This is a genomic window from Thioalkalivibrio sp. ALE28, from assembly GCF_000377425.1.
Taxonomy (GTDB): Bacteria; Pseudomonadota; Gammaproteobacteria; order Ectothiorhodospirales; family Ectothiorhodospiraceae; genus Thioalkalivibrio.
Window position 1 is genome coordinate 1 of record NZ_KB898094.1, and the last position, 22060, is coordinate 22060.

The 22060-nt window shown below is 61.9% G+C and carries 18 protein-coding genes, 1 tRNA gene and 1 pseudogene; 10 read left to right on the forward strand and 10 right to left on the reverse strand.

The genetic code is table 11. The features are described from left to right. The coding region (locus D105_RS15010) for a transposase (RefSeq protein ID WP_196799921.1) at positions 1–182 on the reverse strand (182 nt) is incomplete at its 3' end. Positions 183–405: 223 nt separating this feature from the next. On the opposite strand from D105_RS15010, the gene D105_RS14070 reads away from it, so the two are divergent. The 4 genes and pseudogenes from D105_RS14070 to D105_RS15015 form a co-directional block, all read left to right on the forward strand. Next, positions 406–750: a PilZ domain-containing protein gene (locus D105_RS14070; RefSeq protein ID WP_038028152.1), complete on the forward strand. Its 345-nt coding sequence runs from the start codon at positions 406–408 to the stop codon at positions 748–750. Positions 751–1233: 483 nt separating this feature from the next. Further along, positions 1234–2364: a DUF5610 domain-containing protein gene (locus tag D105_RS0102115; RefSeq protein ID WP_018877336.1), complete on the forward strand. Its 1131-nt coding sequence runs from the start codon at positions 1234–1236 to the stop codon at positions 2362–2364. A 387-nt stretch (positions 2365–2751) separates the two neighbouring features. After that, positions 2752–3891: a DNA polymerase IV gene (gene dinB / locus D105_RS0102120; RefSeq protein ID WP_231366571.1), complete on the forward strand. Its 1140-nt coding sequence runs from the start codon at positions 2752–2754 to the stop codon at positions 3889–3891. 52 nt (positions 3892–3943) lie between these two features. Further along, positions 3944–4144: pseudogene (locus D105_RS15015) on the forward strand (transposase); the annotation flags it as partial. A 133-nt stretch (positions 4145–4277) separates the two neighbouring features. Here D105_RS15015 and D105_RS0102130 read toward each other — a convergent pair. After that, positions 4278–5087, reverse strand: coding sequence for a Mut7-C RNAse domain-containing protein (locus D105_RS0102130; protein ID WP_018877337.1), 810 nt, complete (start codon positions 5085–5087; stop codon positions 4278–4280). A 142-nt stretch (positions 5088–5229) separates the two neighbouring features. Here D105_RS0102130 and D105_RS0102135 point away from each other — a divergent pair, with 142 nt between their 5' ends. Then, positions 5230–5592 carry a DUF1622 domain-containing protein gene (locus D105_RS0102135; protein WP_017942547.1) on the forward strand — a complete coding sequence of 121 codons (363 nt, stop codon included), beginning with the start codon at positions 5230–5232 and terminating at the stop codon, positions 5590–5592. 133 nt (positions 5593–5725) lie between these two features. After that, entirely contained in the window at positions 5726–6376 is a 651-nt protein-coding gene (locus D105_RS0102140) for an SOS response-associated peptidase (protein WP_018877338.1), read from the forward strand. 459 nt (positions 6377–6835) lie between these two features. On the opposite strand, the gene D105_RS0102150 is transcribed toward D105_RS0102140, so the two are convergent. Further along, the gene (locus D105_RS0102150; RefSeq protein ID WP_018875414.1) at positions 6836–7099 is read right to left on the reverse strand and encodes a Txe/YoeB family addiction module toxin; all 264 of its coding nucleotides are present in this window, start codon (positions 7097–7099) and stop codon (positions 6836–6838) included. After that, on the reverse strand, positions 7096–7338 hold the full coding sequence (locus D105_RS0102155) for a type II toxin-antitoxin system Phd/YefM family antitoxin (protein ID WP_018139194.1): 243 nt from the start codon (positions 7336–7338) through the stop codon (positions 7096–7098). The genes D105_RS0102150 and D105_RS0102155 overlap by 4 nt, the downstream gene beginning before the upstream one ends. Positions 7339–7690: 352 nt before the next feature. On the opposite strand from D105_RS0102155, the gene D105_RS0102160 reads away from it, so the two are divergent. Together D105_RS0102160 and D105_RS0102165 are read left to right on the forward strand one after the other, a co-directional pair. After that, positions 7691–7975: a type II toxin-antitoxin system Phd/YefM family antitoxin gene (locus tag D105_RS0102160; RefSeq protein WP_018877341.1), complete on the forward strand. Its 285-nt coding sequence runs from the start codon at positions 7691–7693 to the stop codon at positions 7973–7975. A 4-nt stretch (positions 7976–7979) separates the two neighbouring features. Then, the gene (locus D105_RS0102165; protein ID WP_018877342.1) at positions 7980–8297 is read left to right on the forward strand and encodes a type II toxin-antitoxin system RelE/ParE family toxin; all 318 of its coding nucleotides are present in this window, start codon (positions 7980–7982) and stop codon (positions 8295–8297) included. A 174-nt stretch (positions 8298–8471) separates the two neighbouring features. Here D105_RS0102165 and D105_RS0102170 read toward each other — a convergent pair whose 3' ends face one another. The 6 genes from D105_RS0102170 to D105_RS0102200 form a co-directional block, all read right to left on the reverse strand. Next, positions 8472–9665 (reverse strand): diguanylate cyclase domain-containing protein, encoded by a 1194-nt coding sequence (locus tag D105_RS0102170; RefSeq protein WP_018877343.1) that lies wholly within the window; start codon positions 9663–9665, stop codon positions 8472–8474. 429 nt (positions 9666–10094) lie between these two features. Continuing rightward, positions 10095–11303: an IS110 family transposase gene (locus D105_RS0102175; RefSeq protein WP_018877344.1), complete on the reverse strand. Its 1209-nt coding sequence runs from the start codon at positions 11301–11303 to the stop codon at positions 10095–10097. A 334-nt stretch (positions 11304–11637) separates the two neighbouring features. After that, positions 11638–14286, reverse strand: a complete 2649-nt coding sequence (locus tag D105_RS0102180) for a TrlF family AAA-like ATPase (RefSeq protein ID WP_038032669.1) — start codon at positions 14284–14286, stop codon at positions 11638–11640. A 164-nt stretch (positions 14287–14450) separates the two neighbouring features. Then, a complete protein-coding gene (locus tag D105_RS0102190; RefSeq protein ID WP_026280391.1) occupies positions 14451–15098 on the reverse strand; it encodes a hypothetical protein in 648 nt (215 codons plus the stop codon). Between the two features lie 229 nt (positions 15099–15327). Further along, entirely contained in the window at positions 15328–18813 is a 3486-nt protein-coding gene (locus D105_RS0102195) for a DNA methyltransferase (RefSeq protein WP_018877348.1), read from the reverse strand. 330 nt (positions 18814–19143) lie between these two features. After that, positions 19144–20046, reverse strand: a complete 903-nt coding sequence (locus D105_RS0102200) for a complex I NDUFA9 subunit family protein (protein ID WP_018877349.1) — start codon at positions 20044–20046, stop codon at positions 19144–19146. Between the two features lie 172 nt (positions 20047–20218). On the opposite strand from D105_RS0102200, the gene D105_RS0102205 reads away from it, so the two are divergent. Next, positions 20219–20295, forward strand: a tRNA-Val gene (locus D105_RS0102205). Between the two features lie 153 nt (positions 20296–20448). Beyond that, positions 20449–22011, forward strand: a complete 1563-nt coding sequence (locus D105_RS0102210; protein ID WP_018877350.1) for a phospholipase D family protein — start codon at positions 20449–20451, stop codon at positions 22009–22011. The last annotated feature ends 49 nt before the right edge of the window (positions 22012–22060 follow it).

The following is a 22060-nucleotide window of genomic DNA, read 5'->3' on the forward strand; positions in this document are numbered from 1 at the left end:
CGGTAGCCCAGGCGGCCCTCGGTGCGCTCGCCCGGTGCCGCCTGGAGCTGGTCGCTCATCTCGGCTTCCAGAACCTGCTGGACCGCCTCGCGCACCAGCGTGCGCATCAGTTCCTCGTCTGTCCCCAATAACGCTCGCAGTGACGTGCGATCCGCAGTAGCCTGGCTCTTGTGAGTGGTCATGGTCTCGCCCTCCTTGAGGGGTTCCGGTGGTCGCTAACCAACCCGAATACCATGGCCGCTCACCTCCTGCCAGCTTCTGCACATAACTCAGCACACTACTCCGAGACGCAACGATCGGGACCCGGCCCGTCTGACCGCGGGTGCGCATTTCGGTACCCTGACAGTTAGGGACGAGGCACATGGAAATGTCGGAGATTGCGGCTTCGCGGCAGGGGGGTGGTCGATGGAACTTCGGGAAGGGCGACGCAGGGGCGTTCGCATGACCGCGGAAGTACAGCCGTTGCAGGGTGCCCCCGCATTCCGGGCAAATGGGTGGGTCCGCGATGTCAGCCTTAGCGGCCTTTACGTAGAGATGCCCGTTTCAGGTATCTCCGAGCATTCAAGACTGAAAGTGACGGTGAGCCCGGAAGAGGGCGCCGACGGCCGGACCTATGTTTGGCAGTGCATCGTGATGCGGGTGGATGAGCATGGCGCGGGCGTCATGTTCGATACCGAGGATCCGTCGAGTGTCGAGGGCCTGCTCGATCTGATGCGCGAGTCCATCGGACTCCCACCCGATTCGCGATAATCCGAACCCCAAGAGCGAATCCTGCTGCTCGGCCCAGCGATTGGCCAAGAGAAAAAGGCCAGGCCTGGCCCTTTGACCCGCGCACAATACCGATTTCGCTCGCACCCGCGCCCCCTGACCAACCCCGATGGCCCTGAGAGACCCGGGGCCCCGTAGGAGGCTGCTTGCAGGCGAAGCCCCTGCCAAAGCCAGACGCGGGCAGGGGCTTCGCCTGCAAGCAGCCTCCTACAGGCCCTTCTGTGTTCCGACTAGGCGGTCATTCCAGCAACGCCCAGTGGTTATCCGGGATCTCGTGCACCGGGGCAGGGGCCGACTGCAGAGCTCCCGGCTCCTCGATTCGCTCATCCAGGATAACGCTGTGGCGCCCGGAGCTAGAGGGGCCACCGTCCCACACTGGATGCTCCCTTGCCCCGAAGGTGGGCTAAAGAATCTCCACCGGCGGCCGTTAACGCCGTACCCGTCCCCGTGTGTGAGTGCGCCGCCATGCCTGTCGATACCAGTTTCCACCCAATCTCCCTAAAGGGCCCCGCAGAGCGGTCTGGCTTTACGCGCCAGGGCCTTGCGCAGGCCGACGGCGGCTCCGGCCGCAGCCTGAACGCCCTGCAGAATCAGATCCTGCAGAACCTGGCGCGGGCCATCCCCGGCGAAAGCCTTGGCAGCCTCAAGCGTCTGGATGCCAGCGACTTCACCCCGGAAAAGGTGGCCGACCGGATCGCGACCTTCGTGGAGATGGGGCTGGCGAATGCCCGGGCCCGCGGCGCGTCGGGCGCCGAGCTGGAGGCGCTGAGGGAGCAGGCGACCCAGGGCGTGGAACAGGGCTTTCGGGAGGCGCGGGAGATCCTGTCGGGGCTCAACCTGTTGGAAGGCCGCATCGCCGAGGACGTGGACGAGACCGAACGCCTGACCTTCGCGGCCCTGGAAGACCTCCGGCTGCCTCCCGCCGAGCGCAGCCTGGCCGGCACCACGGCCCTGTCCATGAGCGAGCGCTTCTCGCGCGCCGAGAGCCTGGAACTGAACATCACCACCCAGTCGGGTGCGGAGGTTCAGATCCGGTTTCAGAGCGTCCAGGACGCGTGGCTGCAGACCCAGGTCCAGGTGCAGGACGGGGCAGCCGATGGCTGGCTGGATGTCAGCCGGTACGCGGCGAGCGGCTACCAGTTCTCCGTGCAGGGTGACCTGGACCCGGACGAACTGCGTGCCGTCGAGGAGCTGGTGCGCGATATCGGCTCGCTCGCGGACGAATTCTTCCATGGCGATGTTCAGCGGGCGTTCGAGATGCTGCCGGACCTGCGTTTCGATACCGACAGGCTCCAGTCGATGGAGCTGAACATGACGCGCACCGAGACCTACCGAATGACCCAGGCCTACGAACAGACACAGCAACTGGACGCGCCTGAACACTCCCGCGCGGCACAGCGCCTCGGGCAACTGGTGGAGGCCCTCCAGGAACGCTTCAGCCAGCCAGCGCTCCAGTTCCTGGACAATCCCGTCGACACGGGCGGGCAGATCCTGAACGCCCTGGTCGAGCAGGATGCGCGGTTCCGCGAGGCCGAGGCCGAGCGCCAGCAGCAGTTCCGGGACAACCTGACACGGCTGCTCGACGCGCTGGGTTAGTCGTCCGGCCCGCGCGAGCGTGGCGAACCGCGCAGCCGCCCCTGCGTCGCTGGAATGCGATCCCGAGCGGTTGCCGAAGGGCTCGTCTAGGCTGGGACCCGTTCGCGTCGCCGCGCGCTGAGCCAGAGCGCGTCATCGCCCCATTTCGGGTGCGAAACGCCTCGTCCAGGAAGAAGATGGGTGTCCTCTTTCTCTGTTGTGGGAGGCCAGCCCTCTGGTCGATCCAGCGCCAGCCATGCCCCTCGGCCAGAGGCTGGCCTCCCACAGTAGGGTGGGATGGGGCGGTAATTCATCGGTGTGGTCGGGATGCTGGCTGTTAGACTGCCCCTTCAGGGCGCGCAGCGTGCTGCGTGCCTTAAAGCCGAGTCCGGGTCTGATTGGCATTCCGTGAGAACCATCGCTCATCTCGATATGGATGCGTTTTATGCATCCGTGGATCTGCTGCGCTATCCGGAGCTACGGGGGCGGCCCGCGGTGATCGGCGGGCGACGTCTCTCCGTGCCGGAGCGAGGGGCAGATGGGCGGTATCGGTTCGAACGGCTCGGCGATTATCGAGGGCGCGGCGTGGTGACGACGGCGACCTACGAGGCGCGGGCGTTCGGGGTGCATTCCGGGATGGGGCTGATGAAGGCGGGGCAGCTGGCGCCGGATGCGGTTTTGTTGCCGGCGGATTTCGATGCCTATCGGGCCTATTCGCACCAGTTCAAGCAGGCGGTCCGGGCGCGGGCCGATAAGGTCGAGGATCGCGGCATCGACGAGCTGTTCATCGATCTGACCGACGTGAAGGGCGATCCGGTGGTGACGGCGCGAGGGATTCGCGATGCGGTGCAGGCCGAGACGGGGCTGTCTTGTTCCATCGGCCTGGCCGCGAACAAGCTGCTGGCCAAGATCGCCTCGGATCTGGAGAAGCCGGCGGGGATGACGGTGCTGGGCGAAGGCGACCTCGAGGCGCGCATCTGGGCGCTGGGGGTGGGGAAGGTGAACGGTATAGGGCCAAAGGCGACCGAGCGCCTTAAAGCGCTGGGGATCGTTTCGATTGGCGATTTGGCGAAGGCCGATCTGTATCGGTTGCGCCAGCATTTTGGCGAGACCTATGCCTGGTGGCTGCACGAGGCGGCCCATGGCCGGGACGACAGCCCCGTAGTCACCGAGCGGGAGCCTAAATCCATCAGCCGAGAGTCCACCTTCGAGCGGGACCTGCATCCACGGGCGGATCGGGACGAGCTGACTCGCATCCTGGTGGCCCTATGCGAACGGGTTGCCGGGGATCTCCGTAGCAAGGGCTACTTGGGCCGGACGATCGGGATCAAGTTGCGCTATAGCGATTTCCGCACGGTTACTCGCGACCTTACGCTGGACACGTGGACGGACGACCCTCAGGCGATTCTGGCCGCGTCCCGTGGCTGCTTGCGCCGGATCGACCTGGGTCAACCGCTGCGACTGCTGGGCGTGCGCGTCACCAAGCTGGCCTCGGCGTCACGGAACACCCAGCTGGAAGCCAGCCGACAAACGACGCTGCCCCTGTAGATGCTCGCGGAGCGCATTGCTGCTGCCACGCGGCGCGCGAGCACGTTGAGGGGATGATGACGATGAACGACGTGTCCGGTATGCGCGGTTCGTGGAGCAGGGCGTCCCGGAACAGAAGCTGTCGCTGATGCGCGAGGCGCTGCAGCGCGGCCAACTCACCGTCAACCGGCGTTTTGTGGATGGGGTGGAGCAGGTCATGGGCTGTCGCATTGAGTGGCGGCGTCCAGGCCGTCCGCCGTCACGTCAGGCATGAGAGAATCAATCTGTCCCCGTTTCCCGGGTGTAACGCGCCCCATCCGGGGCCTGCGCACTGGCTTCTGGACATCCTGCAGATCGCCTTTTTCAGGGGCTTGATGACCTCGGAGCTCATGCCAGGCCGCACAGGGTCAGATGTCGATGCCGACCGCCCGGAAGCGCTGGCGCAGTCGATCGTAGTGGCTGCCGGGCCAGTAGACTCGGCCGCAGCCGCTGCAGCGCACGAATGCGCCGAAGCGCTCGAGCACCCCGGGCGGCACCTCGCTCGGCTCGACCGAGTCGGCGAGTGCAGCGCCATCAATCGACCGGAGCTCGCCGTTACACCGCATGCAACGCGAGAACGGCTCGAACAGCCCGGCGAGCTGAAAGCGGTCGACCACCTCGCGAAGCTGTTGCAATGGGTCCGTAGCGTGCACGTACCGCCCGTGAGTCACCCGGCCGTCCTTCAGCAGGCCAGTGTCACGCGTGAGGATAATGCGGTGCTCGTCCTGCGCGGTGCGGATGATGTACTCATCGGAGAAATCGTTGGCATACAGGCAGTCGAAGCCCAGTGCACGCAGGTAACCGGCCAGCCGGCCCAGATGCACATCGAGGATGAAGCGTGGTTCGCGCAGCGGCTGGGGTCGCAGGCGGGAGACGTCGCCTACATCGAAGGCCTCGAACACGGGGTAGACCGCCACCCGCTCACCGCCGCGCAGCCGGTGGCCGAAATCCACTGCCCGCCCGTCGACCAGTACCAGGTCAACCTCCGTGTGCGGCACGCCCAGCGACTCGATGCGGTCCTTGACCGAAGGGGTTCCGTCGAACGCGTGTTCAAAGCTCTGGTATCGCCGTTCGGGCGCGAGGAAGTCGTTCAGCTCGGCATACAACCGGAAGGTCGCGGTCGCGCGGCCGAGGGGTGCGGATTCGCGGTCCTTGGGCGGGCACATGCCTTCGAGCATACCGAAACCACCCCACGGAAGAGGCGCGCTTCAGCCCCGTTCTTCCCCGGGCCCGACAGACTCCTGGCGGTTCAACATTGGGCGGCGACCAACCGCCGGCAGTAGACTTGCCGCAAGTCGCTGACCCGAAAAGGATGCAGACATGAACGATGTCTTTCTTCAGATCGCCAACGCACTGGTACTAGGGCTCGAAGCAGTCGGCATCGCCGTGATCATCGGTGGATTCGTGCTGGCAACAGTGGTTTGGCTGGTGAACATGCGCCGCATGAGCACACACGAGGCCTACGTCGATTATCGCCGTCGCAGCGTGCGCGGGCTGATTCTCGGACTGGAGTTCCTGGTCGCGGCCGACATCATCATGACCGTAGCGATCGAGTACTCCATGGAAAACGTACTCATGCTGGCCCTGATTATTCTCATACGCACACTGCTGGTCTTTGCCCTGCACCTGGAGATCGAGGGCCGTCTCCCGTGGAACCAGTCGGAGGACGATAGCAAGACCTGACCCACTCGCAGCGGTGGGCCAATGTCCGGTGTGATGATGCTGGAGCCGCACTGGGAGGCGATCGCGAGGTCGGCCACACGAGAATGCTGCTACCCCCACGACCCCAGGAGGGAGAGAAGCCATCTGCGGACGGATGACGCGCTATAGCGCGACCAGCGAACTCGCCATGCGGTACTTCCAGGTCCCCGTCGACGAGGGGTTCGACGTACCCAGGTACAACGTTGCCCCCGGTACCCATCTGGAAGCGTTCCGGGCCGGCGAGGATGCGCCAGCGGCCTTCCAGCCGATATTCTGGGGCTTTCGGCCGAGGCGCGTCGAGGACGGGCCGCGACCGATCAACGCTCGGGCCGAGACGGTCGCCACCAGTCGGTATTTTCGATCAGCGTTTGCGCACCGGCGATGCATCGTGCTGGCCGATGGTTGGTACGAATGGCGCAAGACCGAACAGGGCAAGCAGCCGTACTACATCACCCTGGCCGAGGGCGCACCGCAGGAGATCCTGATGATGGCGGGTATCTGGGAACCCATGGTCGATGGGGGTGCCTGCTGCGCGATCATCACTGAACCCGCCAACGATCCACTTGCACATATCCATGACCGCCAACCGCTGATACTCGACGCACAGTGTCGGTGGGACTGGCTCGATCCGGGACTGTCCGAGCGTGACGACATCCGGGCCAAGACTCGCCGCTTTCCGCCGGACATGTTGCGCTATTACGCCGTTTCGAGCCGAGTGAATCGACCGGTCGAGGACGACCCGGGCCTGATCGAGCCGAAGCGCTGATCGAAAGGTGGTAGAGAGGTGGTAGAGGGTCAGACCTTGCTTCTTGCCTCCTTAGCTGACCAAGGGAAAAAAGCAAGGTCTGACCCCGGAGACCACGCGGTCTGCCGCCAGGGAGAAGATGGGTGTCCTCTTTCTCGAGGCTGGGGCCCTATCACTGTAGGAGGCGAGCCCTCTCGCCGATCGGGCGTATCCAGCGCCCCGCCGCCCGAAGGCCTGGGCTCCTGCGGGAGGTGGGGCTGCTGCGGCATGTAAACAAGATGGATGTCCTCTTCCGGTAACGATTGTCGCTGATGCGCGAGGCGCTGCAGCGCGGCCAACTCACCGGCAACCAGCGTTTTGTGGATGAGGTGGAGCAGGTCATCGGCTGTCGCATTGAGGGGCGGCGTCCAGGCCGTCCGCCGTCACGTCTCGCATGAGAAAATCAATCTGTCCCCGTTTCCGGGGAATCGTGTAGCCGGGTTACTCGTAGTGGCTCCATAAACGAATCACTTTGACCACTCTTTCGTCTTCAAGCACCTGGTACACAAGCCGGTGCTGAATATTGATGCGCCGCGAGTACGCGCCGGAGAGATCACCCACCAGCTTCTCGCAAGGTGGGGGCGTTCGATACGGATCTTCCGCGATCAGCGACAGCAGTTCCTGTGCCTTTGGCTTAAGGCCGCTGGCAGCCAGCTTCTTCGCATCCTTTTGAGCCTGTCGGGTGTAGACCAACTTCCATGTCACCAATCCAGCTCCTCGTGGCATTCATCCGCCGGAGTATCCATGCCCTCGCGGATCGACTCGCGCATACCCGGCACCGATAGCAGGTACAGGGTCTCCTGAATGGCCGACCAGTCCGACTCGGATAGCAGGACTGCGTTGTTCCGCTTGCCGGTGATCACAATCGGCTCGTGGGATTCCGCCGTTTCGTCGATCAGCCGGTAGAGGTTGCTGCGCGCCTCTGTAGCCGTAATTCCCGTCATGGCGCACCTCGCAAGTGTTTGGGCTTTGACCAAGAGTACGCCTTCGCGTACGTCCCGTAAACCGTACGGGTATTCCGTCACCGCCAGACACCGCACAAACTGCGGCAACCGGCCGGATCGTTCCAGGAATTGTCCTTTCGTCCAGCCTGCAACGTCATCCCGAAAACCGCAAAGCGGTTATCCAGGATCTCGGGCGCCAAGGCAGGAGCGGACGTCAGAGATCCCGGCTCTGCGCTTCGCTCCGGCCGGGATGACAGTGTGGTATTTCGAAGAAGGTGGGTGTTCTCTTCCTCCGCAGGGTGCTCTCCATAGCCCTTTTAACAGGTGCTATAGTCCGCCCTAATGGCAGCTTATGATGGAGCGGATCGTGATGATCAAATTTTCCGAAGACCTGGTCCCCCTGACCGACCTGAAGACGAATCCCGGACGGGTTATGAAACACGTGGCCGAGGTTCACCGGCCCGTGCTGCTGACGAGTCGGGGCAGGGGTGTTGCCGTGGTTCAGTCGGTGGCGGATTACGAAAAGGCCGAGGAAGAGCGGGAGTTCATGCGGGCCGTCGTCGCGGGTCTGGCGGACCTGGAGGCCGGTCGGGAAGTCTCGCTGGACGAGGCCAGGGCGCAGCTCGGTCTCAACTAGCAATATGCCCGGCATTACCATCACGTTTGCCGAATCCGCCCTGCGCGATCTCAAGGAGATGCAGGAGTGGTACTCGGAGCAAGGTGTGCCGGAGGTCGGACAGAGGCTGGTGCAAGAGATTTTCCAACGAGTCCAGGCCCTGAACGACCACCCCGACATCGGCAGGGTAGTGCCCGAATTTGACCAGCCGTTCCTGCGAGAGGTCGTCCATCCACCGTTCCGCATCGTGTACCGGCGTGATCCCGATCGGGTGAGGGTTGTCCGCGTCTGGCGAAGCGAACGCCTGCTGCACCTCCCTGGTGGAGCGTCGAAGAAGAACTAGGCAGCCACCAGATCTCCGCTCACGGTTCGTGGCGTTTGAGCGCACGCAAGCCCGGCCCACCGTCGTTGCGAGGCCTCGAAGAGGCCGCACCAATCGGCCGGACTGGCCCGAGACCTTGTTGGTAGCATTCGCGGTGCCGGATCGGATCGGAAAGGTGGTGTCCTCTTTCTCCGGCTACGTCCCGCGCCCCGCCTTGAGACCATACATCGCGCGGTCGGCTCGCCCCAGCAGTTCGTCTGGATCGCCGTCTCCCGGACCGTAGGCCCAACCCAGAGTCATCGCCACCGTGACCTCGCCCGCAGCAAGCTGGACCGGCCGGGACACCGCCGCCTGCAGTCGCTTCCCCTCGGCTTCGGTTGAATCGTCGCCAAACAGTAGCACCGCAAACTCGTCACCCCCAACCCGGGCCACACAGGCCGGCTCGCTGAGTGCCTCCTCCAGCCGGCGGGCGACCACCCCCAGCAGTTCGTCGCCCGCCGCGTGTCCGAACCGATCGTTCACCGGCTTGAACTGGTCGAGATCGATGAAGCCTACGGCGAACGTTTCGCCGGACCGCTGGGACCAGGCGATTGCGTCCTGCAGGCGCTTATAGAAAGCACGCCGGTTGGGTAGACCGGTCAGCGGGTCGTGGCTAGCCTCGTGCTGCAGTTGGCGTCCGGCCTTGTCGAGCTGTGACGCCTGCTCGCGCAAATCATGGTGCATGGTCACCAGGGTCCGCCGGGTGAGCAGAATCAGAGCCAACGCGAATACCACTCCGCCCCCACCGAACACCAGCATGAAGCGCTGCGTGTGCGCCCCGACTTCGCCAGCGCGCTCGGCTGCCGCTTCCATCTGTGCGCGTTCATGTGCTCGCAACGCTTCGATGGAACTGTCGAACTTCCGATCAAGATCAAACAGACGCTCGCTCAGGATCGCCATTGCCGGCGCGATCTCCTCGCGGGCCGCCAGGTCCACCACCTGGTCTTGCAGCTTCAAGATGTCCGGGATCAGGGCATCCTGTTCCTCAAGCCTTGCCCGCGCCGCATCCTCGGTCACGCGCTCATCGAGGGCCGCGCGCACCTCGCCGACCCGGTTCCCCCAGCGGTGGTACTCCATCATTAGGTCATCACGCTCAAAGGGGTCGTCGGCGATGACCTGATTCACCATGGTCTGGTGGCGATTGTAGGCGGCCTCCAGCAGATCGGACGCCAGCTGGATGCGCTGTCCTCGCTCCTCGGTGATGTGATGCAGCTCGGCCAGCAGGCGCTGGTTCTGCCATAGGCTGTTGCCCACAATCACGATCATGCCCGCCAGCAGGACCACGAAAGCGACGGTGATGGCGTTCAACAAACGCCCGCTGATCCGCTGCACCTTTTGCGAGAACCGCATCGACTACTCCTTCCAAGAGGCGAGCATGGGGAGCCCCCGTCCCATGGGCCAAGCGCCCCGCACTGTCGCGCGGATTCCGGATAGTATCGGATCGAACCGTGATTTCTTACTCGAATATGAGGCGGAGGGCCAAAGCAACGTCTGCCCCGTCATTCCCCGCCGTCATTGCGAGGCCTCGAAGAGGCCGCCGCAATCCGTCGGAGCGGCCCGAGCCTCTACCGATCCCCTTTGCGGTGCCGGAGTGGGATCTAATCTCAGGGCAAGAGCCCATTTTTGGGCCGGAATGCGCCGCTTAAGGCCCTGGAACAGCCCTTAAGATTCCATAATCGGTTTAAAGTCCGTCGGTTACCGTGGTCCGACCCCGTTATTGCGCAGATCAGCGTTGGCTGAATGGGCAAAAGGCAAGATCTGAACATCCCTCTCGGATTTTCAAGGCTTGGGCGTCTCGAATGTGGGGAGGCGGTGGTACTCCCGTCCTTGACGGAGCATCGTCCAGATCATTCGGATCAAGTGACGGCCGAGGGCTCGTACCGCTTGATTGTGCGTCTTGCCTTGAGCACGTTTGCGGTCATAGTACGCGCGGGACTCGGGCACATGGGCCATGTGCCGTGCCACGCAGGTCATCAGTGCATTCTGGCATCGGGTATTAACGGAGCGGGGGCGTTTACCCCGATCGCGAACGCCCGAACTGTTCGCTAGCGGGGCCATCCCCACATAGACGGCCAGCCCCGATTCCTTGGTGAACCGATCCAGTGTGCCGATCTCGCCCACTAACTCCGCAACACCCGTCGGGCCGAAACCGGGGATGGATCGCAGGAGCCGAGCCGGTTGGCTCTCGCACGCCAAGCGTTCGAGCTCGGTGTCCAACTCCGTGATCCGCTCACTCAGCGTCAGGATCAATCGTGCATCGGTGACCACATCCATATCGCCGAAGGCGATATCCGGGCCAAATTGTGCGGTCGGCTGCCATGCCTGGATCTTGGCGAGATAAGCGCGCCCAATACCCCGTATCCTTAACAGCGTCGAGGCGCGTACTCGTGGCAACGCCGTGAGGCGGTCTCGGCAGGTCAGGAAGCGGAGGAACCACCGGTTGTCGATCGAACCCGTGATCGACAGCAAGCCCGGGCAAAGCGCCTGTAGATCGCAGTTCAGCCGCGTCAGACGCCCAGCCCGCTCCTGTACCAGCACCCGCCGCCGGCGCGTCAGATACTTCAGATGGCGGTGCGCCTTTGGGATCAGCGTCACCCGCTGTAGGGCATTGCGGGCCACCCCGGGTTGCTGATCCAGCGCGAATAGCTCGAGCATGCGGCGCGAGTCGATCGCGTCCGTCTTGGCAGGAGCCGGAAAGATCTCCTTATACCGTGCTAGCTTCAAGTTATTGACGTTGTACAGCGCCCAACCGCGGGCCAGGGTCTGGCTATCCAGCGGGCGTGCCCAGCCGTTGTAACCTTCCATCGCCACCTGGACCCTCTGGTCCGGCGACCGACGATGGCGTTCCACTCGTTCGAAGAACGCTGTAAATCCAGACGGTTCGTGATCGATGCGGAACTCGTCCAGCACATGTCCCGTACCATCGCCGACCGCCACTTGGTGGAAACGACTGCCGACATCCACGGCTACAAGAAGAGGGGTATCCATAGCGGTGACCTCCAGGCAAGATCCGACGCCAAAACTCATCCGGCGTCTCGTCTACCTTTCAGCCATCACTCCAGAGGAGTGGGCACCATCCACGTGGGACGCTCCGGATGATGCAGGGGCGGCGAAGGCGGCATTTCAGAACCGAGCACGTCCAAGCGGAGTGCGGACCCCACAAGCCACACCTCCGCCGCCGCCTCGAGTCTAGAACACCTCAACACCCTTCGCCGGCCTGCGAAATCCAAAGGTAGACCCCAAAAGTCCCCGCCGGTTTGGAGCCGCAAAGCGGCGGAAAATCGGTCGCTGTGCAGCCAATGGTTAGGCGGTGCTGCTCCCCTCAATTCGCTCGTTCTCTTGGATTCCAAATTTGATAAATTGTCTTTCGTCGCTCGAACGCCTCCGGTCCACCTTCCATGATTCGGATGATCTTATTCTGACATTCCTTAGAGTCGACACTACCTGTAACTACGTTGAAAGCGGTCTCATCGGCGCTACAAGCCGTCACGGTCTCGGCATCCCCAAGGACCGGGAAGTTAGCGTTGTGCGTGGCAAAAATGAATTGCTGCCTAGGTTTTATTATTCGCAACAGTTTAACTACTTCTTCATATACAGTCTGGCTGTCAAGATCGTCTTCTGGTTGATCAATGAGAAGTAGGTCGTTGTCGTTTTGGCTAAGCAAGAACAACATCATGGCCGAAGCTCGCTGCCCCAAAGAGTGCGATTTTAATGGCTTCCCGTTATAGGTTACTTCATACCGATTCGGAATCTGGAATGATAGAAGCGAAAACGCATTGTTCTCGAACAGCTCAGAAAAAGTTTCTGCCTTGCTCCTCGCTTTCTTTGAAGCATTCGCAAGATCTTTGTAGATTTCTCCGAAGTCGATGTAGTCGGTCGCCAGGCCGGAAAAGGACTCCTTCCTAATGTTGCTACCCCGGAATGTATCTTCCATCTTCTTTTGAAACTCAGACTTATTTCCTTTAAATTCACTATCGATTTTAAGAGACGACTGGGACGAGTTGATCTTGTCAAGTTCGGCCTCGATGAATTTGAACTCCGCATGCCAAGCCTCATTGAGATTGGCGATGGCTCTCAGGAGCGCATCGGACTTTGCCGAGTATTTTTCGGTCTTCTTCTCGAATTCAGAGACTAAGTTCTGCAGCTCCGTGTTCCTTTCAGTGAGCTTAATGTAGTCGTCTGGCTGTATAGATGTAACGCCGTTGCTTTCAAGCGCTTTCACGAGTTCGCGTTCTGTCTCGGCAAACTCTTCCTTGAGGCCGTCCTTCGTTGTCTCTAGCTCTCCGCGTAATACGCCAAGTTCAGTCCTCACCGTTCCGATAGACTTTATGACCGCCTTTGCAGATGCCATCGTATTTTTAAGATTCGCGATCTGGTCGGTATATTTTTCGAACAGCGGCTTATTGTATTTCGACTCATGCGACTCGATTTCCTCGAACCGCTCTTCAGCATCGCCGACAACTCTTTCGAGACTCCCCTTCCATTCAGTGGCCGCCGTGTCCACTGTCTCGCAGAATGCGAGGTCTTTGCCGAACTCAACTTGCTTTTCAAGCTTGGTCTTTACGCCATGTTTTTCGAATTGTTCAAGGCGAAAATTAACGTCCCTTAGTTCACTGCGGAAAGTTTCCAATTTATCGGCATCGCTTTGCAATGACGAGAGGGCCTCGACAGCCTGTTTAAGTTCGACCTTTTTCTCTTCGATTGTCTCTCGGTAAGGGTTAAGCCCGTCACCAATGAGCTTCTCGACAAGGTCATGGCCGAACTCCTTGCCCGCAGCAGCGAGATCCTTTTGGCCGAAATAGAGCGGTCTATTGATGACGGTTTCGCGGATCGAGACACCTGGCTGCAGCTCTCCATCAACATACACATCCGGCTCGTGGTTGTAGATCCGTCCGACGTCATAGCGCGTGCCGTGACGATCGGTTACTTCAACGACAATCTTGCCCCCGCTCTTAAGCACGTGGGGGATCAACCCATCCTTGTATTCCTTGTCTTGGGCCCTCTCTCCAAACTCTAAGTTCAGAGCATAGCGGAGAGACTCGAGAACCGACGATTTTCCGCTGCCCTGAATTCCGATTAAGCAGTTCAGGTGCGGCGAGAAGGTGACGCGCTTGCCATCAAAGAGACCACCCTCGAAACGGATAGCATTGACATGAGAGTGGCTTACCTCCGGTGCTTCATTTTGGCTCGTACGGTAGGGGTGGTCCGTAAGTGCGTATCGCACAGCATCGAAATTGAAATCGCCAATCTGCAGAAAGCACTCTCTTCCTCGCCCCACATCATCTAGAGCTTTCGGGTCGCTCCCCTCAAGTTCTGCTGGATAGTTTGAGCCCCACCACTGCTGCACTTTCGTACGGCATTTCTTGTCGGGCTTGTCATGAGTACGCACCTTTTGGAAGCCAAGACAGTACTTTTGGATTAGTGGATTATTAGCTAACTCCTGCATGCGCCCGCCGTCGAGCTCATTCCACAACCCGCTCGGCGCTTCAACGTGTGCGAAAATAATAAAGAAATCTTTGTTGTACTCTTCCAGTCTGTTAAGCGTGGTAATCAGGTTATCGTTGGAACGCCCGTTTTCTTGTTCGTACTGGTCTGGCGTCTTGCCTGCGAAGGCAACATTAAGAAACTGGTTGATGTAGTCATTCCCGCCCTTAAGCCAATCATCGGAAAACACAACAAGCGTATGTACGCCATTTGCACCGTCATTAACTGACAATTCCACGCCTGGAAGCAAGCCGATACCACGCTTTCGTGCAGCCTTTCGTAAGGCTTTGAATTCCCCCATATCGAACTTGTTATGATTGGTTACGACACCAAGCCCGACACCGGTCTCTTCGAGCTTCTCTATGTATGCACCAACGAAAGCGTTCTCGTCACCGACATATTTGAACTCCTTATCGGCCTTAGTGTGAAGGTGAAAATCACCTCGCACCCAAACACTTCCATATTCGAACGGATCATTCTCTGGCATATTATTCTCGGCTCTTTCCTGTCGCTTCATGATCTACGGTGACGAAATAGCTAAACGGCCAACTGCTTCCGCCTAACGCCTGCGTAACGGGCCGTTTTGTGGAGCGGCGCGGAACAAAGCGGTCCCGTTGACGCATTGGTTAGCTGCGCCAAGGTATCCGGGATTCATTGCTCCCACCAAAATTTTCTTGCTTCGAGCGAGATGGCTTTTAGGTTCGCTATCACATTCTCCAAGCATTCAACCATAAGGCCATAATCAATGTCTGGGAGCCTTTCCCCTTGCCACTTGGCCTCGAAGGAAATTGGTTGATGCGTGATATTGTGGACGATCTCACTCCTTACCTTGGAATACGCGATGTTGCCAAGGCTCCCTTTGTGACAATGATTTTCAAACCACTCCCTTTGTTTTGAGTTCCTAAAAAGACCTGAAACAGTCTCGATCACAAAGTCCTTTTCTCTCAGCTCATATCCTATTTCGCCCAATGCGATCATGTAGTCTTGCATATCAGGATCGAACATCTTGGGGAGGTAAGAAAGCAAACCAATCGGGTGAATTTTATCCCAAAAGGTATAACCGCTCTGATCCGCCAGGATTTTTGTGAAAGCAGCAGACTTTGAATAATTAGGTATCGCTATTCGAGGTGGGGCCGTGTATTCAACTTCTTGGTATTGCCTCGCGCCAAGAGCTTCTAGATGGCAACAACACAGCATCAAAGCCTCCTCTTCTGAGACCTCCGATATGGCTCGGATAATCTCAAGCTTTGACTCTAGGTGTTTGAAGTACGCCTCTATCAGGCTATGCCGTGCATCCAATCTCAATCACTCCTCAGCTAACAGTGATTGGATAGCGCGCGCGGATATCGGATGAACGTGCGCGCGTGTTCAATTGGATATTGAGCCGGGCGCGTGGGATCAGAAAGCGGCTGGGAATCAATCAGATGTGTCGCGGGGGCGGTTTTGAGCACCGTGTTATCTCGCGCGCGGGTGGATGCGGTTGGGGGCCATGGTCGAGCGGTGAACCGTTGGTGCTTCTGGTCGTTTGTCATGTCAGGCGCCAGTGGTCGTTGTCGGTGGTGGCCTGGCCGAGGATTTGGAGGGCGGCGAGGACCTGGGTGATGGACTTGGTTGGTTTGCGCTTGAAGTGGCTGGCCAGGGCTTCCGGGGTTTGGGGGCCGATGGCGAGGAGGCGGCGGACGGCTTCGACCTGGTCGGGCATGGATTTGGGCCAGGTGGGCTTTTTGGCCGGTTCGGTTGGGGTCGCGGCGGCGGCCTCGGGCTGGGCTTCCAGGGTGGCGGTGGTCTGGGTGGCTTCGGGGGCCTGGTAGTCGGGGCGCAGCCAGCGGATGTGGCCCTGGGCTTCTTCGGCGGCGCGTTCGGCGTTGAGCGCGACGAGGCGGCTGAGAAGTTCTTCTTCGGCTTCGGCCTGGTCGGCGGGCTTGTCCGGCAGCGGGGTGGTGGCGCCGGGGCGGCCGACGAGGCGGTCGTCGAGGTCGCTCCAGCCGTAGGCCTGGAAGACGGCGCGGTCGAGGTCGTCGTGCAGTTCGCGCAGCAGGGAGACGAGGCCCTGTTCGTGGATGGTGCGTTCCTTGACGGTCAGCGGTTCTTCGGCGCGCAGTTTTTCCAGCACGTTGTACATGCCGGTGAGGGTGAGGTCCGGGTGTTCGGCCTGGCGCCCCTTGCGGTGGGCGTCGATGCGTTCGGCGAGGTCGCCGATGGTGGCGGCTTGCTGGTCGTCGAGTTCCGGGAAGGGAAAAGTGTCAAAGCAGCGAATCTTATTGTAGATCGGATCATTGCCAACGCCCAATCGGCTGCCTGTCGCGAGGCTCCAAATAATGTGGAGCCGCGATTGGAGAACCCCAAGGTGAAACCCGCTCTCCAACGCGATCGTGAACACCTTATGGTCGGTTACGTAAGTGCGGTCGATAAACACGAAGACGCGGTGTTTCGACGTTTCTGTGGTCCCGACGAACCGTGGCAGACCCGCCAAGGCAGCTCTTATCTTGGGTCGCTCCCATCCAAATCGCCACCATAGTTCTCGGATGGATTTTCGCCTGTTCTGGTCTCGCTCTGGTTTTACGTGGTTGAGCACATGCTGGAATGCGGCTGGATTGGCCTTTCGGGATTCTTCTTCCGACATTCCGGAGAAGTCGATGACATAGCGCTCGCGAGGCTTCTGAAGAATGTCGCGCCCACCGAGGTAGGGGCGAATACATGATGCGTTTGACTGCATCATCTCCGTAGCTGAACCTGAGTCTAGGATAAACCCCGAACCATGCAGTGCTGACCCCATTCCGCTAAGCCCAAGAGGAGCTTTCAGCGGGATCGCTGAGCTTACATTGGCACCAATACTGAGATCTGAAAAAATTGTCCCCGTTCGAGAAGTAAGGGACACATTGCGATAGTCGTCGTTTCCCGAGCGCTCAGAAACGACCGAAGATAAAATTCCCTGCTGCGCTCCACTATCTGTGACCGTCATGCTGATACGGACGGCAGCGCCATTGGCGGTGTCCACCCAGGGATGGTCAGGAACTGCAAAGGCGATTGATACCGGGTTCTTGCCGGAGAGCGCCGATTCGACCACCTTTCGGTTAAATGATTGCCCGATACTGTTGGTAGTAATGAAGCCGAAGCGCCGCGCTGCGCCCTTGCTGACTTTCTGTGCAGCGATGCACCACCAATACATCACGAAGTCCGCGGAGTCCGGGACGATGCTCCTGAAAACCTCGCGCATGGCGTCCACATAGCCATCGCCTAGTGCTGCGCGCATTCGTTTTGTTCCGATAAACGGCGGGTTACCGACGATGAAGTGGGCTTCGGGCCATTCGGTGCGGCGCGGGTTGCTGTAGTGGTAGACGGGGGTGCGGGCGGTCTCGTCGGGGATGAGTTCGCCGGTGACGGGGCTTTTCTTGTAGCTGATGCCGTCCCAGATGGTCACGGGCTGGCCGTGGTCGTCGGTCATGGGTTCGCGGGCATCAAAGTCGATCAGCGCGTCGCGGCATTCGATGTTGTGGAAGTCGCGCAGGATGGGTTCGGGCAGGCTGAGGCGGCCGTGCAGGCGGTAGTGCCATTGCAGGTAGCCGATCCACAATACGATTTCGGCGATGGCGGCGGCGCGCGGGTTGATCTCCAGCCCGAGGAATTGGTGCGGGTCGACGGTGAGGCCTTCGGTGTCGAAGCTGGCCTGGCCGGCGCTCAGGTCGCGGATCAGGTTGAGCACTTCGCCTTCGAGGCGCTTGAGGTGTTCCAGCGCCACGTAGAGGAAGTTGCCGGAGCCGCAGGCGGGGTCGAGCACGCGCGTTTCGCACAGCCGGTGGTGGAAGCGGCGCAGCTCGTCCAGGGCCTTGTCGGGCTTGTTCTGTTGCAGCCAGGCCTCGGCGGCGACCTGCACGGTGTTCCATTCGGCGCGCAGGGGCTCGATGAGCGTGGGCATGACCAGGCGTTCCACGTAGGCGCGCGGGGTGTAGTGGGCGCCGAGCTTGTGGCGTTCGCGCGGGTCCAGCGCGCGTTCCAGCAGGGTGCCGAAGATGGCGGGTTCGACGAAGCGCCAGTCGGCCTTGCCGGCCTGGATGAGGAGGCCGATCTGGTCGGCGTTGAGCGGGATGGGGTCGATGTTCTGGAACAGGCCGCCGTTGAAGCGCTGCACCTTGTGCATCAGCTGGCCTTCATAGCCGCCGGTGTTCATCGTCTCCCACAGCGAGCGCATGGCGTCGGGGAAGTGTTCGGGGTTTTGTTGCAGGCGCTCGAGCAGGGCGGTGAAGCTGCCCTTGGGCAGGAGCTCGACGTCCTCGCTGAACATGGTGAACAGGCAGCGCTTGAGGAAGTGCGCGACGCGCTCGACATCAAAGCCGTGCTGTTCCAGGGACTTGGCCAGTTCGGCCAGGCGTGCGCTGACCTCGCGGGTGACGCGGGCGGCGTGCTTGCTGGCGTCGAGCTGGTCCGGCGCCAGCCACAGATGGTGCAGGCGCTGCTGGATCTCGGGGTCGCGCAGGTCTTCCAGGCGGATGCGGTGGCGGCTCGGGTCCGGGTAGGGGACGTAAGTACCGCCGGAGCGGGAGAACTCGGCGTAGAGCTCGAGGCTGCGGCCGACATCGGTGATGACGATGAACGGCGGGCGGCCTTCGTCTTCCGGCAGGGCGCGCACGTACTGGTCGGCCTGGTTCTGCGCGGCGAGCATGGCCTTGTCCCAGCCCTGGGTATGCAGGCCCTTGCCGGTCTGCTTGGCCTCCAGCACAAAGCAGCCGCGGCGGTAGAGGTCGATGTAGCCGCGGTTTTCGCTGCCGTCCGGGTTGCGGATGGTGACGCGGCGTTCGAAGACATAGGCGTTGTCGGCGGTGTCGTCGCTGGCCGGGTCGGGCTGCGGCAGGTCGAGCAGCGCGCACAGCTCGGTGAGGAAGAGCTGGTAGTTGGCGCGTTCGCTGCCGCCGGTGTCGCGCCAGCGGTCGAGGAAGGCCTCAACCTGCTCCGGCGCGGCAATGGGGGCGGGGCCGGATTCTTCGGCGTGGGCCGGGCGGGCCGCGAGTCCATCCATGTGACGCATGTCCGTTTACGTGTTGGGCCCGACCTTACCGATTCTGTTTGCGGTTGTCCTGTGGGGTGCGGCTCTTGGGGTTAGGTGTGTAGTGCCGTGGTGGGTTCGTGCGTGGGAGATCGCGGCTCTTCGCTGCGCCGCGGCCGGGATGACGAGGGGGGGCTGCGGGCGGCATGACGGTGTGTGGTGGGGCACAAATTGTGGGAGTGTGCTGTGGGAGCGTGCTTGCACGCGAAGCCTTTGACTGTGTCCGACTTTGGCAGGGGCTTCGCCTGCAAGCAGGCTCCCACAAGGGGAGGCGGGCTGGTCGGGTAATTTCTTCGGGTGGGGTTAATGGGTTGGGAGGCAGTCGGGCAGGGATTGTTCGAGCGAGTGGGGGGTGATGCCGAGGTCGGCGAAGGTGCCGAGGGTGGGGTTGGCGATGTTGTCCTGTTGCATCAGGTAGAGCTGATCGCGGGTCAGGGGCGGGTTGGGGAGTAGTGAGCCGAGGGCGGCCAGGGCGTGCCAGACGGTAAATGGTATGGGCAGCATGGGGCGTTTGCGGCCCAGGTGCGTGAGGACCAGACGCATGATCTGGCGATAGGTGAGGATGTCCGGGCCACCGAGTTCGTAGATGGGGTGTGTGGGCGGCGCGTCTGCGCACAGGCTTGCGAGGGCGCGGGCGATGTCGCCGACGTGTACCGGTTGCAGGCGGGTGGTGCCGCGGCCGAACAGGGGAATGACCGGCAGCGGCGTCAGGCCGGCCAGGTTGCGCAGGAAAGCATCGCCCGGGTCGAAGAGGACGCTGGGGCGCACGATGATGGCGCTGGGGAATTCGCGGAGGACGGCGGCTTCGCCTTGCGCTCGGGCGCGGATGTACGACGAGGGCGAGCGGCTGTCGGCGCCGATGCCAGAGATCTGCACGACGCGCTCCAGGCCCGCCTTGTGGGCGGCGCGGGCGAGGCGCGCGGCGCCTTCGACGTGGATGGTGGTGAAGCGCAGGTTGCGTTGCTCCACGTACAGGCTGACGGCGTTGATAACGCCCCTGGCATCTTCCACGGCACGGGCGACATCGGCATCGTCCCGGATGTCGGCGCGGCAGTGCTCCACTCGGGGATGATTTTGCAGAGAATCGGGTAGTACCGGGCGGCGCGAGGCGATGCGCACGGTGTGCCCGGCGTCGAGCAGTTCGTGCACCGTGGCGCGGCCGAGAAAGCCGGTGCCGCCGAATACCGTGATGCGCTTCGGGTGCATGGTGAGCCCCTTGGTTCAAGTTCGCCGGGCGGTATGACTGAGCGACGGCTTGTCGCGCAGACCGGCCGGGTCAGCGGCGCCGTGTTGCCCCTGGGAAAGCCGGAAGGCGATGCGTTGCGATGGGCTTTGACAGGGGGCGGGGAGTCGGTACAATACGCGGCTCGAAGACGACAGGCGCGTAGCTCAGCTGGTTAGAGCACTACCTTGACATGGTAGGGGTCGTTGGTTCGAGTCCAATCGCGCCTACCAGTTTGTAGAAAAAAGCGAGTCAGGGTCCGCCCGGCTCGCTTTTTTTGTGTCCGGGGTTCGGGCGGGCGCGTCGACAGGGCCGAGTAGAGGCGGCAGGCTGAGCGCTCGCGTGGGGTTTGAAAGGGGGGCTTCGCGTCCGGCGATGGCTTGGTGATGCGTTATCCGGTTTGGTTTTCCTGGCTTGTGGCGGTGCTGTTGCTGGCGCTGGTGGCTGGCTGTGCCCCGCTGCAGCCGGCGCCGGAGCGTGCCTGGCAGGGGCTGGAGCCGCCGGCGAGCGAGGGGCCGCTGGCGACCTGGCTGCAGGGGCATCTGCCGGCCCGGGACGAGGGCAAGACGGGCTTCCGGTTGCTGGACGAGGGGGCGGAAGCGTTTCGCTGGCGCGTGATGAGCGTGCGCATGGCACGCGAGCGCATTCAGGTTCAGTCTTACATCTGGCGCGACGATGCGGCGGGCCGGGTGCTGATGGGCGAGCTGCTGGGGGCGGCGGATCGCGGGGTGCGGGTGTCGCTGCTGCTGGATGACATCGATGCGCGCGGGCGCGACGCCACCCTGGCCGCGATCGATCAGCACCCGAATATCGAGGTGCGGGTCTTCAACCCGTTTCGCAGCCGCGAGGGCTTGTTGCGCGCGAGTGCGGAGTTCTTCTTCCGCGGCAGCGACCTGAACCACCGGATGCACAACAAGGCCTGGATCGTGGATGGGCATCTGGCGATCACGGGCGGGCGCAATGTGGGGGACGAGTATTTCGAGGCCAGCCCGGACTACAACTTCGCGGACCTGGACCTGGTGGTGGTGGGGCCGCTGGTCCGGGAGATCGATCTTTCGTTTGTGGAGTTCTGGAACAGTCCGGGGGCGATCGGGGTCGCGCGTCTGGCGCGGGAGAATGCCTCGCCGGAACGGCTGGCGATGCAGCAGGGGGCCTTGCGCGCCTGGCTGGCACAGAACCACACCCACCCCCTGATGCAGATGGAGCCCCTGAACGGATTGCCGGTGCCGCAGCCGGTGGCGGATGCGGCGGCCTATGTGTGGACTACGCAGGCCGAGTTCGTGGTGGATGACGAGGCCAAGGCGCGCGGGCGCGGCGAGGGTTCGCGGGTTGCGGATGCGCTGGGCGAGCGGCTGCTGGGCGTGGAAGAGGAACTGCTGATCGTGTCGCCGTATTTTGTGCCGGGGCGCGACGGGGCGGCCCAGTTGGCGCGCATGAGCGAGGCGGGGGTCCGGATTCAGGTGCTGACGAATTCGCTGGCCGCCAATGATGTGGCCTTTACCCATGCGGGCTATGCGAGCCGGCGCCACGCCTTGCTGGATGCCGGCGTGGAGCTGTTCGAGCTGCGCCCCACCGGGCCGCCGCGCTGGGCGCGCCTGGAGCGCGACCGCGGGATCGATGCCTCGCAGGCCAGCCTGCACACCAAGCTGCTGGTGTTCGACCGCCGCGAGGCCTTTGTGGGCTCGTTCAATCTGGATCCGCGCTCGGCGCATACCAACAGCGAGTCGGGCGTGTTCCTGCGCGAGCCAGTCCTGGTGGAGCGGCTCGCGGCGCTGCATCAACAGGGGATTCGGCCGCAGGTGGCCTATGAGGTGGGGCGGGATGCGACTGGCGGCCTGCTGTGGCGGGACGGGTCCGGCAATGCCCACCGTTACGAGCCGAAGGCGGGACTGTGGCGCCGGTTCGTGTCCGGCGTGACCCGAATTCTTCCGGTCGAGCCGTTATTGTAGGGGCCGGCCAGACGGTAGAGGCCGGCCAGCGGCCCAGACACTCAAGGAA

Bases quoted from the DNA above. Each gene is read 5' to 3' on its own strand.
- D105_RS14070 (WP_038028152.1), top strand. From the start codon at position 406: ATGGAACTTCGGGAAGGGCGACGCAGGGGCGTTCGCATGACCGCGGAA.
- D105_RS0102115 (WP_018877336.1), top strand. From the start codon at position 1,234: ATGCCTGTCGATACCAGTTTCCACCCAATCTCCCTAAAGGGCCCCGCA.
- D105_RS0102130 (WP_018877337.1), bottom strand. From the start codon at position 5,087: ATGCTCGAAGGCATGTGCCCGCCCAAGGACCGCGAATCCGCACCCCTC.
- D105_RS0102135 (WP_017942547.1), top strand. From the start codon at position 5,230: ATGAACGATGTCTTTCTTCAGATCGCCAACGCACTGGTACTAGGGCTC.
- D105_RS0102140 (WP_018877338.1), top strand. From the start codon at position 5,726: ATGACGCGCTATAGCGCGACCAGCGAACTCGCCATGCGGTACTTCCAG.
- D105_RS0102155 (WP_018139194.1), bottom strand. From the start codon at position 7,338: ATGACGGGAATTACGGCTACAGAGGCGCGCAGCAACCTCTACCGGCTG.
- D105_RS0102160 (WP_018877341.1), top strand. From the start codon at position 7,691: ATGATGGAGCGGATCGTGATGATCAAATTTTCCGAAGACCTGGTCCCC.
- D105_RS0102165 (WP_018877342.1), top strand. From the start codon at position 7,980: ATGCCCGGCATTACCATCACGTTTGCCGAATCCGCCCTGCGCGATCTC.
- D105_RS0102170 (WP_018877343.1), bottom strand. From the start codon at position 9,665: ATGCGGTTCTCGCAAAAGGTGCAGCGGATCAGCGGGCGTTTGTTGAAC.
- D105_RS0102175 (WP_018877344.1), bottom strand. From the start codon at position 11,303: ATGGATACCCCTCTTCTTGTAGCCGTGGATGTCGGCAGTCGTTTCCAC.
- D105_RS0102180 (WP_038032669.1), bottom strand. From the start codon at position 14,286: ATGCCAGAGAATGATCCGTTCGAATATGGAAGTGTTTGGGTGCGAGGT.
- D105_RS0102195 (WP_018877348.1), bottom strand. From the start codon at position 18,813: ATGGATGGACTCGCGGCCCGCCCGGCCCACGCCGAAGAATCCGGCCCC.
- D105_RS0102200 (WP_018877349.1), bottom strand. From the start codon at position 20,046: ATGCACCCGAAGCGCATCACGGTATTCGGCGGCACCGGCTTTCTCGGC.
- D105_RS0102210 (WP_018877350.1), top strand. From the start codon at position 20,449: ATGCGTTATCCGGTTTGGTTTTCCTGGCTTGTGGCGGTGCTGTTGCTG.